14 protein-coding genes are annotated in these 16,792 nt (G+C 42.6%); 8 read left to right on the top strand and 6 right to left on the bottom strand.

Translation table 11 applies throughout. The annotated features are described in order from the left end of the window. Positions 1-38 precede the first annotated feature (38 nt). Genes JJQ94_RS22025 through JJQ94_RS22015 form a run of 3 tightly spaced genes read left to right on the top strand, consistent with a single transcriptional unit; the run spans position 39 to position 2,333 of the window. Entirely contained in the window at positions 39-563 is a 525-nt protein-coding gene (locus tag JJQ94_RS22025) for a copper chaperone PCu(A)C (RefSeq protein ID WP_099030761.1), read from the top strand. A 17-nt stretch (positions 564-580) separates the two neighbouring features. Then, complete coding sequence (locus tag JJQ94_RS22020; protein ID WP_010376722.1) at positions 581-1,567, top strand: DUF2333 family protein; 987 nt, start codon at positions 581-583, stop codon at positions 1,565-1,567. A 4-nt stretch (positions 1,568-1,571) separates the two neighbouring features. Then, positions 1,572-2,333, top strand: a complete 762-nt coding sequence (locus JJQ94_RS22015) for a TIGR04219 family outer membrane beta-barrel protein (protein WP_099030762.1) — start codon at positions 1,572-1,574, stop codon at positions 2,331-2,333. Between the two features lie 86 nt (positions 2,334-2,419). Here the strand turns inward: JJQ94_RS22015 and JJQ94_RS22010 are convergent, their stop codons facing one another. Continuing rightward, the gene (locus JJQ94_RS22010) at positions 2,420-3,298 is read right to left on the bottom strand and encodes a TIGR03899 family protein (protein WP_010376727.1); all 879 of its coding nucleotides are present in this window, start codon (positions 3,296-3,298) and stop codon (positions 2,420-2,422) included. Position 3,299: 1 nt separating this feature from the next. Beyond that, complete coding sequence (locus tag JJQ94_RS22005) at positions 3,300-3,782, bottom strand: hypothetical protein (protein ID WP_099030763.1); 483 nt, start codon at positions 3,780-3,782, stop codon at positions 3,300-3,302. Between the two features lie 220 nt (positions 3,783-4,002). Between JJQ94_RS22005 and JJQ94_RS22000 the strand changes: the two genes are divergently transcribed. After that, on the top strand, positions 4,003-6,192 hold the full coding sequence (locus JJQ94_RS22000) for a bifunctional diguanylate cyclase/phosphodiesterase (RefSeq protein WP_099030764.1): 2,190 nt from the start codon (positions 4,003-4,005) through the stop codon (positions 6,190-6,192). Positions 6,193-6,315: 123 nt separating this feature from the next. Then, positions 6,316-6,576 carry a hypothetical protein gene (locus tag JJQ94_RS21995; RefSeq protein ID WP_069020010.1) on the top strand — a complete coding sequence of 87 codons (261 nt, stop codon included), beginning with the start codon at positions 6,316-6,318 and terminating at the stop codon, positions 6,574-6,576. A 534-nt stretch (positions 6,577-7,110) separates the two neighbouring features. On the opposite strand, the gene JJQ94_RS21990 is transcribed toward JJQ94_RS21995, so the two are convergent. From JJQ94_RS21990 to coaBC, 4 genes are all read right to left on the bottom strand, one after another. Further along, a complete protein-coding gene (locus JJQ94_RS21990; RefSeq protein ID WP_099030765.1) occupies positions 7,111-10,023 on the bottom strand; it encodes a TonB-dependent receptor plug domain-containing protein in 2,913 nt (970 codons plus the stop codon). Positions 10,024-10,290: 267 nt separating this feature from the next. Then, positions 10,291-13,062, bottom strand: coding sequence for a S9 family peptidase (locus JJQ94_RS21985; protein ID WP_099030766.1), 2,772 nt, complete (start codon positions 13,060-13,062; stop codon positions 10,291-10,293). A gap of 106 nt (positions 13,063-13,168) precedes the next feature. Next, the gene (gene slmA / locus JJQ94_RS21980; RefSeq protein WP_010376740.1) at positions 13,169-13,756 is read right to left on the bottom strand and encodes a nucleoid occlusion factor SlmA; all 588 of its coding nucleotides are present in this window, start codon (positions 13,754-13,756) and stop codon (positions 13,169-13,171) included. Between the two features lie 157 nt (positions 13,757-13,913). Then, entirely contained in the window at positions 13,914-15,110 is a 1,197-nt protein-coding gene (gene coaBC / locus JJQ94_RS21975) for a bifunctional phosphopantothenoylcysteine decarboxylase/phosphopantothenate--cysteine ligase CoaBC (RefSeq protein WP_099030767.1), read from the bottom strand. A gap of 128 nt (positions 15,111-15,238) precedes the next feature. Here coaBC and radC point away from each other — a divergent pair, with 128 nt between their 5' ends. From radC to rpmG, 3 genes are all read left to right on the top strand, one after another. Further along, positions 15,239-15,913: a RadC family protein gene (radC, locus tag JJQ94_RS21970; protein WP_010605891.1), complete on the top strand. Its 675-nt coding sequence runs from the start codon at positions 15,239-15,241 to the stop codon at positions 15,911-15,913. A 459-nt stretch (positions 15,914-16,372) separates the two neighbouring features. After that, positions 16,373-16,609 carry a 50S ribosomal protein L28 gene (gene rpmB, locus JJQ94_RS21965; protein ID WP_010376746.1) on the top strand — a complete coding sequence of 79 codons (237 nt, stop codon included), beginning with the start codon at positions 16,373-16,375 and terminating at the stop codon, positions 16,607-16,609. 11 nt (positions 16,610-16,620) lie between these two features. Beyond that, complete coding sequence (rpmG, locus tag JJQ94_RS21960; RefSeq protein ID WP_010364212.1) at positions 16,621-16,776, top strand: 50S ribosomal protein L33; 156 nt, start codon at positions 16,621-16,623, stop codon at positions 16,774-16,776. Positions 16,777-16,792 lie beyond the last annotated feature (16 nt).

Here is a 16,792-nt window from a genome sequence, read left to right as displayed (position 1 = left end):
TATAGTTATTTGCAGTTATAAATCCAAGGAAAGCCAACATGAAATCAAGTGTAATCAAAACCTTAATTTTTGCTTTATCAACTTTTATCGGCTTTAACGCTTCAGCTCATCAAGGGCATGAGCATGGTGAACATCATCATGGTTCGGAGCAACTTTCTGTTCACAACGCAACCGTGCGTACTTTTTTACCAGCAGCACCTTCAACTGCAGGTTATCTCGTTATTGAAAATCCAACGCAGCAAAATAAAGTGCTGGTTAAGGCAGCGCTTGAAGGCGTTAAGCGGGTTGAAATTCACGAACACGTTCATAAAGAAGATATGATGAGAATGCAACGTGTTGACGAGCTCGCTATTCCCGCTGGTAAGTCAGTGACATTTCAGCCTGGTGGTTATCACTTAATGGTGTTTGAACCAGTAGAAACATTAAAAGTCGGTGAGAAGCGTAAGCTTACGCTATATTTTGCTGATGGCGATAGGATCTTCACCATGGCGGAAGTCGTCGCACTTGCAGACATGTTTGGTGGCAAAGAAAAATCAAACGCAGGACATCACTCTCATCACTAAAAACAGTGAGGTATTAAATGGGAAATCATACGGGAAAAATCATCTCTGGCATTATCGCTGTCATACTTCTGGGTTATGTTATAGCCGTGTATTGGAGTGTGGAACCAGAACAGTTTGACGTCGTCGCGGCTGCAAAAGCGGATGCGCAGAAAAATGGCAATACATTGGTCACTGGGTACGTGACGACACATACCTTGATTAAAGTGACAGATACGCTTTTGAATAAGCCGGGTGGTTACTTGTCGAACGACATGATGCCACCTAGCGTAATGATGGATAACATGCCTGCTTGGGAATACGGCGTGCTTGAGATGACACGAGATCTTACGCTTTCGATGCGTAAAGATTTTAGTCGTTCACAATCTCAATCGACTGAACACCCGAGTTTAAAACTAGCCCAACCACAGTTTAATATCAGTTCAACAGCGTGGATGTGGCCAAGTGCTGAGGGTGAGTATCAAAAAGGTAATGACTTACTACGTCAGTATTTGACTCAAATTTCTGATAACAGTAACCGCGACAGTCAGTTTTATGCGCGTGCTGATAACTTGAGAGCTTGGCTAAAAGAGGCCGAAAAGCGCATGGGCAGCTTAAGCCAAAGATTAAGTGCGAGCGTAGGGCAAGACAGATTAAATACCGATTTAGCTGGGGATTCGGCAGCCGATCAAGCAACCATGACGCCAAGCCATAATATGGTGAAAACCTCTTGGTGGCAGATTGATGATGTATTTTATGAAGCCAGAGGTGCCACATGGGCGTTACTGCACTATATGAAAGCGGTAGAGCATGACTTTAGACCAGTGCTTGAAAAGAAAAATGCACTTGTCAGCCTACAGCAGATCATCAGAGAGTTAGAGGCGACTCAAGAGACAGTGTGGAGCCCTATGGTGTTAAACGGCAGTGGCTTTGGCTTGGTAGCGAACCATTCTCTGGTTATGGCAAATTATATTTCGCGAGCCAATGCGGCTCTCATCGAACTTAGTGAACTTTTAGCGCAAGGATAACATCATGAAAAAACACTTTTTAGCAGCGGCATTATCTCTCGCTTGCTTAGCACCAGCTGCACATGCAGATACGGTACTCGGGCTTTATGTCGGTGCAGAAGGGTGGGATACCGAAAGCGAAGGTAGCTTTGCTGAAAAAGGCAATATGCAAACCTTTAACTTTGACGATGAAACTTTTACGAGTTTTTATGCTGCACTTGAGCACCCAGTGCCGCTAGTACCAAATATCAAGTTACGCTATACCGAGCTTGAGTTAAATGGTCAAACGACGTTAACAGAGTCTTTTGACTTTGGCGGCCAAGTTTATACAGTAGGTACTGACGCGACAACAAACGCAGATCTAAACCACATCGACTACACATTGTATTACGAAGTGCTAGACAATGACTTGTTGACGTTAGACTTTGGTGTGAACTTTAAGCAGTTTGACGGTTCTATTATGGTAACTGGTACTGCAAATGGTCAAACTCGCACAGAAGAAGTTGAATTCTCTGGCTTTGTTCCTCTAGGTTACTTACGTGGTGAAGTTGGCTTACCGTTTACTGGACTTAGCGTTTTTGCCGAAGGCAGCATGCTGGCAATTGATGACAGCAAAATTCAAGATTATCAAATTGGTATCGCTTATGAGTTTATCGACAATATGGCTGTTGATGTCGCGGTAAAAGTGGGTTACCGCTCTATGGTACTTGAGCTAGATGATATTGACGATATCTACACTGATTTGGATGTCTCAGGTCCATTTGCAGGGATCCAACTACACTTCTAAGATAGTCTAGTTTACTCCTTTAGCGGCTTGGTACGAGTGATCGACCAAGCCGTTTTTGTTTGTGTTGAATAAATAGAACAGCTTCTTTATCTCTCTTCCCACTCGAGAGAAAATTCGCTTTCAAAGGCCTTTTCTACAAGTTGCTTGTATTGTTTATTGATTGGGCTTTGGAGTAATTTTTTTAGCTCGTCTCCGGTTTGTGTCAACTTGTAATAGCTCAGTACCAAATCATTGGATTTGGCCGTTAAGGTCATTTTTTTACGTAAATACACCAGCTGCATTGACTGTCCTTTTTGTAGCGATGCGGACTCAATTTCTTGCCGATAAAGGATATTAATATCCATCAGCGTAAGTATATTTGGGAAGTTCAGCCCAGCTTGGCTTAAGTTGATGGATTCAGTACTGCCTTTACGTAGCAAATCAAAAATAGACGGCTTTTTATAGTATCCATGAAGAATAAGGTAGCTGTCTTCTTTTTCTAAGTAGCCACACAATGGTGCACATCTTTGTAAAGCGGTTGCTTCACGTTGGGTCATCATCTTTAGGGTTTGCAGACTTTTAATTGAAAAAGTACCGGGTGTAATACTTTCACCCACTAATATCTTTGCCCACAACTTTTGCATAGAGTGGTTGGCAATGTCTTCTGCAAGGGTGATGAAGTGCTCCAACCAATCGGGATCAGGGCGACCTCGGGCGGTAACCTCGGGGCATAATGTAAGCGCCATGCCCATAATGGCCTCAAGATTTTGCTGGCGCTGGATTTTGATTAATTGTTGGCGCTTTAGAGCGCGTTTTAGTGTGCCATGTTGAGTTCGCACCGTGTATTGGTTGTCTTTATTTTTATCAGACTGATAACGGTCATTTTGAGTGACAAGCGGTGTGATCCGTTTCACCATAGGGTAGCCGAGCTTTTCTTCAATCGAAAGCGCTAAGGCTGACTTTACTTGTGCATTTTTGACTGCCATATCAAGCTCGTAGTTTATACAGTGTGTGCATATGGTTCACTGCAGAGTTAGTTAGTTGCTGTAAATACTGCTGCATAAAAAGTGCGATAAAGCTGCCAATAAAGGGCGTATTGGCTCTTCCTTCAATCGTGATGGTCAGTTTTTTATCGGCCTGAACGGTCAACAAATTAAGGCTAATTTTGGCTAAATGTTCATCGTCTACATGTAATGACAGCTCTAAACTCTGTTCGTTGATTTTGGTGATGGTCATTTCAGCTTCTCCCCAAGGATGCACTAATACTGCTGAGCCGCCCACTCGTTGCTTTTTTGGCAAAATACGAAAATGGATGTCTTCAGTTGTTTGCCAATTAAATAATGCTGGCCAATGGGATAACACCAATGGAGAGAGTGTTGTGTTATTTGCAGAAATATCGGTGCTTTTTACCATTTTATAATGGTGTGGCATCGCTAAACCAGCAATCACAATGACAAGTGCCAAAATCATCAGCATTCTAATAGGAGTAGATAAACGTTTGATACAGAATCCTCTTTGGTAAAAAGTATGCTAAATCATCTATTTTGTTCTATGCTCGACTATAATATTTCATGTATGTTAATCAAACAGAACTGTAATAGTAAAAATGTACCATATTTTGTAAGATGGTAAACACTGGAGTGAATCAGTGCCTATAATTAAAGAGTAGTGCGGATTTAAAGGGTAAAACATGGCACCTGAGCAAGAAGATTATTTGTTTGCAGAGCACGAAGAAGTTACTCAAGAAGAAGAAACGACAAGTGCTTTTTGGGATGTCTTAGTCGTTGATGATGATCCTGAGATCCATTCTGTTACTAAACTTGCGCTGTCTAATTTAGAGTTTTGGGGCAAAAAGCTCAGGTTTTTTCACGCCTATTCTGGCAAAGAAGCCATTGAGATTTTAAAAGAACAAAATAATATCAGTATCCTTTTACTTGATGTGGTGATGGAAACCGACGACGCAGGTCTAAATGTCGTCCGTCGAGTGCGCGAAGAGATCAAAAATATGGCAGTACGTATTATTATGCGTACAGGTCAACCCGGATATGCACCGGAAGAAAAGATCATTCGTGAGTTCGACATTAACGATTATAAAATGAAGACTGAGCTCACCCGCAGCAAACTGGTTACTTCTTTACTTACCGCTATCCGTTCTTATCAACAAATTTGTGAGCTCGAAGCGCAAAGCCATGCACTAGAGCAGATCCTTTCAGCTTCTCGCGCCATACTTGGCCATACCGATATGGGCTCCTTTGCAGCAGCGGTCATTGCCCAATTGGCAAATATTTTAGATGCGTCAGGCGAAGGCTTAGTGAGTGGCTACCTAGACGATGATACGCATTTAAGGGTGTTTGGCGGTAGTGAGCAGTACCGTGAATTCTTTGGCCATGGTATAGAGCAACTTGATAATGGTCGTGTCATCATGCAAGTGCAAAACTGTATTGATACCGAATCCCACCAATCTACCGCGCATGACATTACCTTCTTACTTGAAAGCAAAAACAAAAAGGCAGCCATTTATTTAGAGCTAGAGGCTGAGCCATCGGAAGCGCAATTGAAGTTTGCTGAGATATTCCTGACGAACGTTGGTGTTGGTCTTGATAATATTAAGCTATTCAATGAATTACGTGAGGTTGCTTACAAAGATAATCTCACCAAACTGCCTAATCGCGCTAATTTTATTGAGAAAATAGAGTCTTACTTTAACCAGCAGCAGTCGCTCGTTTTTATTCTTGTTGATATTGCTCAATTTTCTGACATCAATAACGGTTTAGGCCAAGAAGTTGGGAACTTGTTGTTATTAGGGGTTGCTGAGCGAATTAGTATTGAATTTCCTGAAGCCCAGTTGATTTCACGAATTGGCGCGGATGTGTTTGGCTTTTTAATGCCAGAGTCGCAGTTTGATGAAGAGTCTTTTATTGATAACTTGTGCGTGCCCTACCATGTCGGGGAGCATTTGTTGACTATGCACTTTCATATTGGAGTGTGCCGTCAAGAAGACTTTCAACCGCAAGGAATAGAAACTTTAAAACTTGCGTATATTGCGCTTAACCAAGCAAAACAGTCGAGTATTCCACTGGATTGGTATACCCCAGATTTAGAAGAAAAAATGGCTTGGAAGCTGGGGTTAATAAGACAGCTCAGGCAAGATTTTGAGATGAAAAAACTCGAGGTCTGGTATCAGCCTCAGTTTTCTATTGCTGATCGCAAGGTGATTGGCTGTGAGGCTTTGTTGCGTTGGCCTTCTGGAAACGGGAATTATATTTCCCCTGCGATTTTTGTTCCGCTTGCGGAAAATGCAGGGCTTATTGTCGAAATTGGCCAATGGGTATTAGAACAAGCCTGTCAGTTGCAGGCAACTTTGCAACAGCAGGGGTTTGGTGATCTTAGTATTGCTGTGAATGTTTCTGTACCGCAGTTTAAGGTGCCAAACTATGCACAGCAGGTTAAAGACACTATTTTGTCGTTTAATGTGGAGCCAAAGCATATTGAGCTCGAAGTGACAGAAAGTGTGGTCATGGATGAGGTAAATTCGGTGATCAATACACTCCAAGAGTTACAAGAATTTGGTGTTGAGGTTGCAATTGATGATTTTGGTACTGGATTTTCTTCTTTGAGCTATTTGCAAAAACTACCTTTAGCACGGCTTAAAATCGACCGTGCGTTTATCAAAGATATCCCTCACGATGACAGCGGTGCAATTGCCGATCTTGTGATTTCTTTAGGTCAACATCTTGGTCTAAAAACGATTGCTGAAGGCGTTGAGACAGAAGAGCAAATGGCGGTGTTACAAAAACTCGGCTGCGATGAGGTACAGGGATTTTTATTAGCAAAACCGATGCCTGAGCGAGACTTACTTGAATTTTTAGAATCAAATTAGTCAATTGTGTTGTGAAAATCGGTGCAATTGCTTTTCTTTGTAATGTTGATTAGACTAAAGTTCGAACACTCCGTTCTTAAGTGTACTTAGGTACTTTGTATTATTAATAATAAAGGATTTGCTATGAAAATCGCAGGAGTTTGTGTTGTCCTATTGGTGCTTCTGTCGGGTTGTAACTCAACGACCGAGTCGGCAAAAAACAATAACGAGAGCACGATAGCTAAGAATCAAGATGATTTATACTGTAAGCAAGATATCATCACGGGTAGTAAGTTTACAAAACGAAGATGTCGTACTAAAGACCAGATCGAGCATGATCGACGTGCGGCAAAAGACATGCTTAACCGACAGCAGAGTACTGTTGGCGTTCAGGGCGGTCAGTAAATTTCGCTTTGTTAGACTAGCACGAGCAGTCTAATTATTTGCTCTAATTGAGGAAACGGTTGCGAGTTGCGCTGAAAACTCCTCTTTTAGAGCAATTACCTTTCTTTCTCTCAAGTTTAAATTACGCTTTATCTTTCCTTACTATCTCCATTTATTTAATTGTGATTACGGTGTATGAACGTTAGCGGTGACAGATATTATTGTGTGCATGGTATCTCATGTTTTAATACCAAATAGCCTTAATACCCACTCAATGTGAGGGGGTAAATCTGACGCTAGCTGCGTTAACAACTTCTTTTTAGAACGACTAGGTGCCTTGTTGCTAGCTGGATGTGGAGCAAGCGACAAGACTTTCTAACCTCAAAAATAGCTCACCTTATTAAAAAGGTTTTGATGTTAGGTGAGTAGTTAACAGATGTTTGCCTTCTAGACATCATGATTAAGCAGTGGTGTGAGTGACGTTAAACTAAAAAGCCCCCGCAGCTTTAAACTTGCGGGGGCTGATAATTACGACTAAATCTTGCAGGCTTTAGACTACAGTCTAAATGTGAAACCTGCGAAGATATAGCGACCCAAAGAATCATAGAAACCAGGGTAAGTGTTACCATTTGCTGGGCCTGCAGGACCATTTGGTACTAGTGGAGCAGTATTATCAAAGATATTATTTACACCACCGCGGAATTGCAGGTTATCAGAAGCATTCCATGTTACTGCAATATCAACGTAGTCACGCGCAGTCATTGGAACTGGTCCATCGATTACTTGACCGTCGTCATTTCGTGCGAATTCCTTCACTTCACTTACATAACGATAGGTTGCTGTAACGTTTGCATCCCAAGGTGTTACCCAAGTTGTTGAGAAGTTTGACTTAAAGTCAGGAACTGGGTATTCACATACCGCTCTATCCCAACGACCAGCACAATCGTCAATATCACCACCTGGTAAGTTTTGCGTTGCAAACTTATCTAGCCATGTACCGATTAGCTTGAAGCGTAAAAGACCCATATCATCAGGTAGGTTATAACGGTAAGATGCATCAAAATCGATACCGCTTGTATCTACACTACCAATGTTTCTATCGATTGCAGTGATAGAATCTTGGCCTAGCCATAAAGAACCTGTCGGACCACGGTTAATCAGTCCACAGAACTCGTCGTTACCATTAATCGCACACTGATTGAAGATTGTTGCTTCAGGAATTGCTTGAATTGCGTCTTCAACAGTAATGTCGAAGTAGTCAATCGCAATATCTAAACCTTCAATGGCTTCAGGAGATAATAGAATACCAAACGAGATAGTATCTGACTTCTCAGGCTCTAGGTCTGGGTTACCACCAGTGATACTGTTGTATTGACCTGCTGGGTTGATCAGTGCGTTTGAACCATATTTAGATGGATCAAGACCTGTTCTAGCACACTGTTCAACGGTTAGAGTTGGGTTGTCACCACCACATGGATCTTCCCAGTTAAACAAACCTTGTCCAGCAGATCTAAATAGGTCACGCACGTTACCTGCACGTACTGCACGTTGGAAGCTTGTTCTCAAACCAAGTTGGTCATTAACGCGGATATCAAACGCACCTTTATAAGTGTTGGTTGTCTTATCTGTTGAATAATCAGAATAGCGGTACGCTAACTCTAATGTTATATAATCAGCAAATTCAGAGTCTTCAACTAAAGGCACGTTGAATTCTGTAAAGAATTCATTAACGTCAAACTCACCACTTACACCAAGAACTGGACCACCTTGGCCTGCACCGTCACCTGACTGGAAGCCTTGATCTGGATTGAAGTCTAGCGACTCTTTTCTGTGCTCAAGACCAAATACCACGCCCACACCAGTGGAAGTACCAGGTACTACAACGCCGTACTCAGTAAGGTCACCAGTAACATAACCACTAATTTGTTTTGTTCTCGTGTCACCACGAGCAAATAGAGGCATAGTTAGGTAGTCGATTTGCTCTTGAGTGATTTTCGATGGATCGAAAATATTCCAAGGAATACAAGTTGGATCGCTACCATCTACAACTGACTTACATACCACGTTGCCGTCATCATCTGTTGTTGCTTGTAATGAACGAATGATTCTGGTTGTAGACATGTCGTTTTGGTAAGTTTGAGCATATGATACGTTACCAAAGTTCATATACGCATCATAAGTCCAGTTGTCATCGATTTCACCGCGAACACCTAGTACAAAACGAGTTGAGGTATGGCGAATATCGTCTTGACGAGGGCCACCTTCAACATTACGTTTACCGATGAAAGCACCTTCTACAACACCATCAACTGCAACACCACCAGGTCCACAAAGCGTATTTCTTTGTGAAGCTGAAAGTAGCGGGTTATCACAGCTAATATCAACTTGGTTGAAGAAAGAACCAGAAGGTGCGATCTGAGCTACTGTGCGGTTGTCCATGTAGTTAAACTCAGCATAAAACGTATGGCTGTCGTTAAAATCATAGTGACCTAGTAAACCAAATGTTTTACGTTTGTCTGGACGTTGGAAATAGTTTAGTGGGCCGTAGTTGTACACTGTGCCAGCCGTAGGAACGAAATCGGTACCAGCTACTTTGTAGTCATAGGTATCGAAATCGGTAATACGGCCATCAGGAATTGTTCCTGAACCACCACAGACACGTTTACCTGTGGCATCGATATTCATAGCACAGGCACTGTAGTCACGGTTATCCTGTGTCACTTCTTCGATATCACGCCAAGTCGCGTAACCTGTGATGTTAGCACGGCCATCTGCAGAGTTTGCACCAAAAGTCAGAGAGATATCATGGGTGTCACCATCCCATTGACTTCCGTCAGGTACCGGGAAGCCTCTATCTTTTAGTGCTCGTTGCATGTCTTTGTGGTCGTTATCATGTTGATAAACACTACCTTGATACTCAACTTGGAAGCCTTCAAAGTCGTCTTTCATGATAAAGTTTACAACACCAGCAACAGCGTCTGAGCCGTATGTTGCTGACGAACCACCAGTTAACACATCGACACGATCAACTAAAGCTGCTGGGATTTGGTTAAGGTCAGCACCGATACCACCAGCAACAGGAGAACCAGAAGGCAAGCGACGTCCATTAACGAGTACCAATGTACGTTCTGTGCCTAAGTTACGAAGGTTTACTGTTGCGGTACCTGTAGCTCCATTTGCTTGGCCTGAAGTTTGGTCAGCAAAGATTGCAGGCATATCGTTGAGTAGATCTTCTACCCTAGTAATACCTGCAACTTTAATGTCTTCGGCCGTAACACTTGTTACAGGGCTCGCACCAGTCATGGCTGCTCGCTTGATACGAGTACCAGTAACCTCAATTCGTTCTACGCTATTAGTAGCGTTGGCATCTGTTTCTTCAGCGTGGGCGATACCTGATACGCCTGCAGTCAGCGTTGAACAAGCCAGTAGAGATAGCCTGATCGTTGCTGATAGGTTAGAAAGTTTCATCTTATTTCCTTATTTATTTATTTATTAGCAGAGTAGGAAAATGTTCCTGCAACATAGAACTTACAACGCATCTACTGAAAGTTCAATGATTCGTTTGTAAAACCGTCAAATGTAATGGAGATATGAGTTTTTTTATAACGAAATTATACGGATGAAAGTTGAAACAAAACATTTCTAGATAAAAGTAAAACAAAGGAATGGGTAAGATGCTGCCAAAAAAAAGGACACCGCGATGGTGTCCTTGATGATGAATGCCTGTGGAGTTGCTTACTCTTCAGTGATAAATGCTTCACCGGATTGAATCCACTCTGCTGGTGGTGATCCTTTCAGGTGATAATCAAAGTATTCTTTCATACGAATTGAATAATCTAGCTGATTTGGCAGCTTTTTCAGATGGTGCGGTTCACCTTCGTATTGTAAGAAAATGGCGTCTTTATCATGTCTTCTTAAGGCTAAGTAGTATTGAATACCTTCTTGCCAGGGCACTGCTCCGTCGTTATCGCCAAACATGATCAAAATCGGCGTGTTTACTTTATCCGCGTAAAACACTGGAGAATTTTCTATATATAATTCAGGCGCCTCCGTTAATGGTTTACCTATACGGCTTTGGCCTGTTTCGTACTGGAACTGTCTTGCAAGGCCAGATTCTAAACGGATCCCACTGAACGCAGAGGTCATATTGGATACTGGTGCGCCAGACACAACTGCTTTAAACATATCCGTCTGTGTGATCATAAATGCACTTTGGTAACCAGCCCAAGAGTGGCCCTGTAAGCCAATTTTATCCGGATCCGCAACACCTGTATCAATAAGCGCCTGTGCTGCATTGATCATGGTTTGTGTTGAAGAGCGCCCAGGGTGACCGATTTCAAAACGAATATCAGGCAAGAATATCGCATAACCGTTAGAGGTATACATTGGCAGGTTTGGTCTGTGATTTAACTCCATTTTCGGGAAGTCATACATGCGCTGGCTCATATAGCGGTAGAAGTAGATAACAACCGGCACTTTATCACCTGCTTTATAATTTGCAGGTTTGATTAACACGCCTTGAAGATCTTCACCATCGTAGCCTTTGTACTTCACAAGTTCAGGTTTTTGGCCCCAAGCAAATGTCTGCTGCTGTGGGTTTAAATCTGTGAGTTTTGTCGGGTTATTAAAGCTGCCATCTGAGACCCAATAATCAGGAAATTCTTGATAAGACTGTCTTGTGAAAATATAAGTGTCCGCCTCTTTGGCTTTTCTCACTACGCTATATTTAGCTTCGCCAGACAAAACAGTTTGCAACTTGTTATCTTGTAGGGAAAGCGTTGCAATATGCGTTTGTTTATTTTCGAGGTTGTGCGCACTTAACAGTAAGGTATCGTCCGGGTTAAAACCTAGTTTGTCCTTGTCTTTATACTCAATGCGGTATTGCGTTTGGGTCTTATAGCCGTCAGTTAGTCGAGTTGCTTTTGCCGTTTTGGTATCAAATGCCCAAATATCATATTTACTGTAGGCGTAGAGCGTCGAACCATCGAGCTGCCAACCAGCAAATCCAAACCCTTCATTTGGTTCTGGCTTATCGTGTTTATCATCAGCAAACAGTGCATTTTTAACGGCTTTGCTTACTGGGGTAAGCTGTTGAGTGGATAGTGATTTCAACCAGACTTGTTCACCGTCGAAATAGGCCGCATGTTTACCATCAGGCGCGACAGTAGGGCGATTTGAACTTTCTTTAACAATGAGTTGTTTATCACCACTGCTGATATCAACGCTATAGTAGTCGCGATAAAAGCCCTTGTACATAATTTGCTTTAGGTAAGGGGTATCGTCGCTGCCCAGCACAAAATTTGCGTTTGTGCGCAGTGAAATAGACGGCACTTGAAGGTTTTCAAGCTGTACTACACGCTCGCCATTAATATGATAAACCGCTTGATAATGTTGATCTCGACGGCTTTCATTCCATGTTTTTATTTCTCGAGTTTTGATTTCAGGATCGGCATTGTGCCAAACCTTTAAGCCTTTTTGCTGGCGAATGGTATCGTAATCAAAAAGTGAGCTTTCATCTGTGTATTTGAGTACTTTGGCTTTTTCTTCAAGCTGTGGACGATTTTCAAAAAACAGTCGTGAGCCATCTTCAGACCATTTGATTGATGCTGTCTTGCCTGAAAACCAACCGCTTGGGTTGTGGATGTCGGTAATTTTATTGCTTGTTGGAGACCATAATTTGAGTTGGTAGTCGCGGCGGCGTTTGTCATCGTTGACATAATTACCTAAATAAAAAGCGACATGTTGAGAATTGGGTTGCCAAGCAATGTCTCCTAAAGTCACACCGGGCTCATCAATAAGACTTGTGATTTGAGTGCTTGCTAAGTCAATAACGGCAACACGGTTTTTACTGCCGTCTTCACTGCGCTGATTGACCAGTATCGCGTTACTATTTGGTGCTACTTTGTATGCTGCGATATCGTCATAGCGAGTGCTTTCATTGTTAGAAAGATTCAGCACTACAAGCGTTAAGGCGTCATCACCTTTATCTGCATTGATTTTGAGTTCATCAGTTTGCTCGTCTGTATTCGCTTTTGCGTCTGACTTGTTGTCGCCTTTTTTTAAATCCTCACGGTACACCAACCACAGGCCATCATCTGAAAGTTGATAATCTTTAACTGAGCTAAAGGTTTGCAGGGCCTTGGTTGTGGTGTTCACCAACACTAAGTTGTTCTTTAGCGTTTTTTTCTTCTTTTTATCTGCAGTTTCTTTTTCAAGTAGGGTAGGGCGTTGGGTAAAGCCAATCCATTGAGCGCCTTTATTGATAACTGGATTCGTGCCACGGGGAACTGATGCAATCAGTGCTTTATTATTGAGAGAATACACTTGACCTTCGCTGTCACCACGGTAAGGCTTTGCACTTAGGCCGAGGAATGTGCCTTGTTCAGAGATCACCGTACCCTGTGGGTAACGAAAATCAAAAACGTCTTTAAATTCTAGGCTGGGTTTAGCTGCTAAGCTGCTTACACTAAAAAGTGCTGCGCTTAATAGAGAGAGTTTTAGAGTCATATTTAGAGCATTTTAGTATGTATTTATGATGTTTCTATCACTTTTAACAGTGAAACTAAAATGCTCTGCGGTGTGCGGATGTATTTAAGCGGCTAGCCGCAGGTGTTTAAAGCCAGATTTTCTCAAGCTCAACCCACTGTTTATCGAATTGCGCGGTTGGTTTTGCTTTAAAGTCACTTCTGACAAACTGATTCATCTTACCCTCAACAAAAGCTAAGAATAGGTTAGCCAGTACACTTTCTTCGCTCGTGAATGCCTTACCTTCTCGCAGTTTACGCTCTCTTAATACTTGTTTGAATTGTGTCTCAAGCTTTTCAAATAAGCTTTGTACTCGTTCACGTAAGCGTTCTTGCTCACCTTGTAGTGCATCACCCGTTAAAATACGTGTGATCCCAGGGTTTTTCTCTGCAAAGGCTAGGAGTAGAGTAAGAATGTTGTAGATCCGGTTACGGGTTTCTTTTTCGTTTTCTAGGATTAAATTAATGCGTGACAGTAACGTATCTTCGATGAACTCAATAAGCCCCTCAAACATTCTCGCTTTACTTGGAAAGTGGCGATAAAGCGCAGCTTCTGAAACCCCGACTTCAGCAGCGAGTTTAGCTGTGGTAATACGCTGTCCCGGGCTGGTTTCCAGCATTTGTGCGAGTGATTGAAGAATTTGCTCTTTGCGATTACTACGTTTTGTCGCTGGCATGAAATTTCCCTTATTTTTCTAATTGTTATATTGTTTTTGCCGGGTTTATTAAGCACAGAGAGTGATGCGCAGAAGTGCAAACCCCGACTCGTTTACACGTTATCGGGGTATCATGTTAATGTTTTATTCAGTTTCTTTCCAGTCTTTTACATGAAGGTTATTTTATCTTTTCGGCAATAGCTTGCATGACAGTAAGTGCTAACTCTTTTTTGCTAGAATGAGGGAGTTCAAGTCGGTCTTTTTTCCAATATAGGGTCAATGTGTTGTTATCAGAATTAAAACCACCTGTGCTATCCGACACATCATTCGCACAGATCATATCCAACCCTTTATTTACCAATTTTCCTTGCGCATATTCGGCGACATTCTGCGTCTCAGCTGCAAAGCCAACGGTATAAGGACGAGACTGTTTTAGTGCTGCGACACTGGCGATAATATCGGGGTTTTTAACCAGTGTTAGTATGATTTCATCGCCTTGCTTTTTAATTTTTTGCTCGGCAATGGTGGCTGCACGGTAATCAGCGACCGCAGCGCAGCCGATAAAAATATCCGATTGTACGGCATATTCGAGTGCGGCTTGTTGCATCTGCTCAGCACTTTCTACGTTAATTCGAGTAATTCCAGTGGGGGTATTCAGTGAAACAGGACCCGCGATCAGGTTTACGGTTGCACCTAAAGCCTTTGCTGCCTCGGCAAGACTAAAACCCATTTTTCCTGAACTGTGGTTGGTAATAAAACGCACCGGATCTAATGCTTCGCGTGTCGGTCCTGCGGTGATAGTTACCGTTTTTCCTGCTAATACTTGCTCAGCAGGGCGAAGTGCAGCTAAACACAGTTGTACCAACTCATGGGGTTCAAGCATGCGTCCTGCGCCTACATCTCCGCAGGCTTGCTCGCCTTTACCGGGTCCCCAGATTTGGACATGGCGTGAAGCTAGGGTGTTGAGGTTTGCTTGAGTCGATAGATGTGCATACATCTGTTGATTCATTGCCGGCGCCACAGCAACAGGCGCGGGAGTTGCGAGCAGTAATGTGGTCAGTAAATCATCCGCAATACCCGCCGCCATTTTGGCGAGGATATTTGAGGTCGCTGGAGCAACCAGTACTAGATCTGCCCATTTTGCAAATTCGATATGGCCCATTGATGCTTCTGCTTGTGGGTCAAGCAAAGAGTCAGAAACGATTTCACCAGAGACCGCCTGCATTGTCAGTGGCGTGATAAAGTGCTTAGCTGACTCCGTCATCACCACTTTGATATCTATCTGGTGTTCTTTTAGGCGGCGAACGAGTTCTGCGCATTTGTAAGCAGCGATACCACCGCTGATCCCAAGTAAGAGGCGTTTGTTTCTTTGCATGTTTATTTTATACGATCACAGTATCAATAAACTAAAGATATCACAGTCTGTGTTTGCTTTTGAATAATCGTGATCTCCCGCTAAGCTTAATTTAGTCAAGGAGACATACAACGATAAGGAATAGTAGGATGCAAATATCAGCCTTACCCAAATCCGCACGGCCAAGAGAAAAGTTAATAGAACAAGGTCCTGAGGCGTTATCGAATGCCGAGTTATTGGCTATCTTTTTACGCACTGGGATCAAAGGATTGAATGCCATAGAGCTTGCCGAATCCCTGTTACAAGAACAGCAAACTTTACAGCGTTTATTTAATGCCTCATTAGAAGAGTTTTCAGCGTTAAAAGGTTTAGGCGTTGCTAAATACACTCAGTTACAGGCCGTTTTGGAGTTAAGCCGGCGTTATCTAAAAGAAGAGTGCTTAAGAGAAACGGTATTTCAAAACCCCACTGCGGTACGTGACTATTTGAGTGCTCAACTACGAGGGCTTGGGCATGAAGTGTTTATGGTGCTGTATCTAGACAACCAAAATCGCCTGATAAAAGATGAAGTGCTGTTTCACGGCACGATCAATGCAGCCTCGGTTTATCCAAGGGAAGTAGTAAAGGCGGCGCTCAAATACCACTGTGCAGCTGTGATTTTTGCCCATAACCATCCATCGGGCGTGGCAGAGCCCAGCGAAGCGGATAAACTCATCACGAAAAAATTGCAGCAAGGCTTAGCACTGGTCGATATTAATGTGCTTGATCATTTAATCGTCGCCGGAAGTCATTGTATTTCGTTTGCCGAACGAGGACTGATTTAAGCTGAGTTCCTGTTTTATCAGGTGGGTTTAGCTGTCTCAAGTTGTCCTTTTGAACTGAGCAAAATGGAATGGAGCTTGGTCACTCAACTTTTACTCGAAGTGGGAGGTGGCTGGTGGAGTGTTGCTGCCCAAATATGCGCATAAGCACGAAAATTAAACAGTCAAAATCACCATCTACAAAGGGCCAAAAAAGAAATTTGCTCGTTAAATCAGCATATTTGTATAAATTTTATAAATTAGTTCAATTTAAATGCAGTTTTTACTTTCCTAGTGGGCTTCGGATCATTATAATTGGCCGCTATCAAATTTACCCATGAGCTGATTTCAGTAGGATCAGATCCTTGATCTCTGCCTGTAGATACTGTATAAAGAGCGCCCTTTGATTTTACCTAGGGCACGCAGTTAAAAGGCCTTTAAGGGAAAATTAAGCTCGAGCGAAGTTATTGGAGATACATAGACATGTCTAAAGTCTGTCAAGTTACAGGTAAGCGCCCAGTGGTTGGTAACCACCGTTCGCACGCGCGCAACGCTACTAAGCGTCGCTTCCTACCTAACCTACAAACACACCGTTTTTGGGTTGAAAGCGAAAAGCGTTTCGTTTCTCTACGCACTACTACTAAAGGTATGCGTATTATCGATAAAAAAGGCATCGACGCGGTATTAGTAGATATCCGTGCTCGCGGCGAAAAAGTTTAAGGAGCTGAATCATGCGTGATAAGATCCGTTTAGTTTCAACTGCTGGTACTGGTTATTTCTACACTACCGACAAGAACAAGCGTAACATGCCTGAAAAAATGGAGATCAAAAAGTTCGACCCTAAGGTTCGTAAACACGTGATCTTCAAAGAAGCGAAAATCAAGTAATTCGTTTCAAGAATCA

This window comes from Pseudoalteromonas sp. GCY (assembly GCF_016695175.1).
GTDB lineage: Bacteria > Pseudomonadota > Gammaproteobacteria > Enterobacterales > Alteromonadaceae > Pseudoalteromonas.
Note: the sequence above shows the minus strand (reverse complement) of the source record. Positions and strands in the feature narration are given on the sequence as shown.

Coding starts and splice junctions, on each gene's coding strand:
- JJQ94_RS22025 (WP_099030761.1), top strand. CDS start 39: ATGAAATCAAGTGTAATCAAAACCTTAATTTTTGCTTTATCAACTTTT.
- JJQ94_RS22020 (WP_010376722.1), top strand. CDS start 581: ATGGGAAATCATACGGGAAAAATCATCTCTGGCATTATCGCTGTCATA.
- JJQ94_RS22015 (WP_099030762.1), top strand. CDS start 1,572: ATGAAAAAACACTTTTTAGCAGCGGCATTATCTCTCGCTTGCTTAGCA.
- JJQ94_RS22010 (WP_010376727.1), bottom strand. CDS start 3,298: ATGGCAGTCAAAAATGCACAAGTAAAGTCAGCCTTAGCGCTTTCGATT.
- JJQ94_RS22005 (WP_099030763.1), bottom strand. CDS start 3,782: ATGATTTTGGCACTTGTCATTGTGATTGCTGGTTTAGCGATGCCACAC.
- JJQ94_RS22000 (WP_099030764.1), top strand. CDS start 4,003: ATGGCACCTGAGCAAGAAGATTATTTGTTTGCAGAGCACGAAGAAGTT.
- JJQ94_RS21995 (WP_069020010.1), top strand. CDS start 6,316: ATGAAAATCGCAGGAGTTTGTGTTGTCCTATTGGTGCTTCTGTCGGGT.
- JJQ94_RS21990 (WP_099030765.1), bottom strand. CDS start 10,023: ATGAAACTTTCTAACCTATCAGCAACGATCAGGCTATCTCTACTGGCT.
- JJQ94_RS21985 (WP_099030766.1), bottom strand. CDS start 13,062: ATGACTCTAAAACTCTCTCTATTAAGCGCAGCACTTTTTAGTGTAAGC.
- slmA (WP_010376740.1), bottom strand. CDS start 13,756: ATGCCAGCGACAAAACGTAGTAATCGCAAAGAGCAAATTCTTCAATCA.
- coaBC (WP_099030767.1), bottom strand. CDS start 15,110: ATGCAAAGAAACAAACGCCTCTTACTTGGGATCAGCGGTGGTATCGCT.
- radC (WP_010605891.1), top strand. CDS start 15,239: ATGCAAATATCAGCCTTACCCAAATCCGCACGGCCAAGAGAAAAGTTA.
- rpmB (WP_010376746.1), top strand. CDS start 16,373: ATGTCTAAAGTCTGTCAAGTTACAGGTAAGCGCCCAGTGGTTGGTAAC.
- rpmG (WP_010364212.1), top strand. CDS start 16,621: ATGCGTGATAAGATCCGTTTAGTTTCAACTGCTGGTACTGGTTATTTC.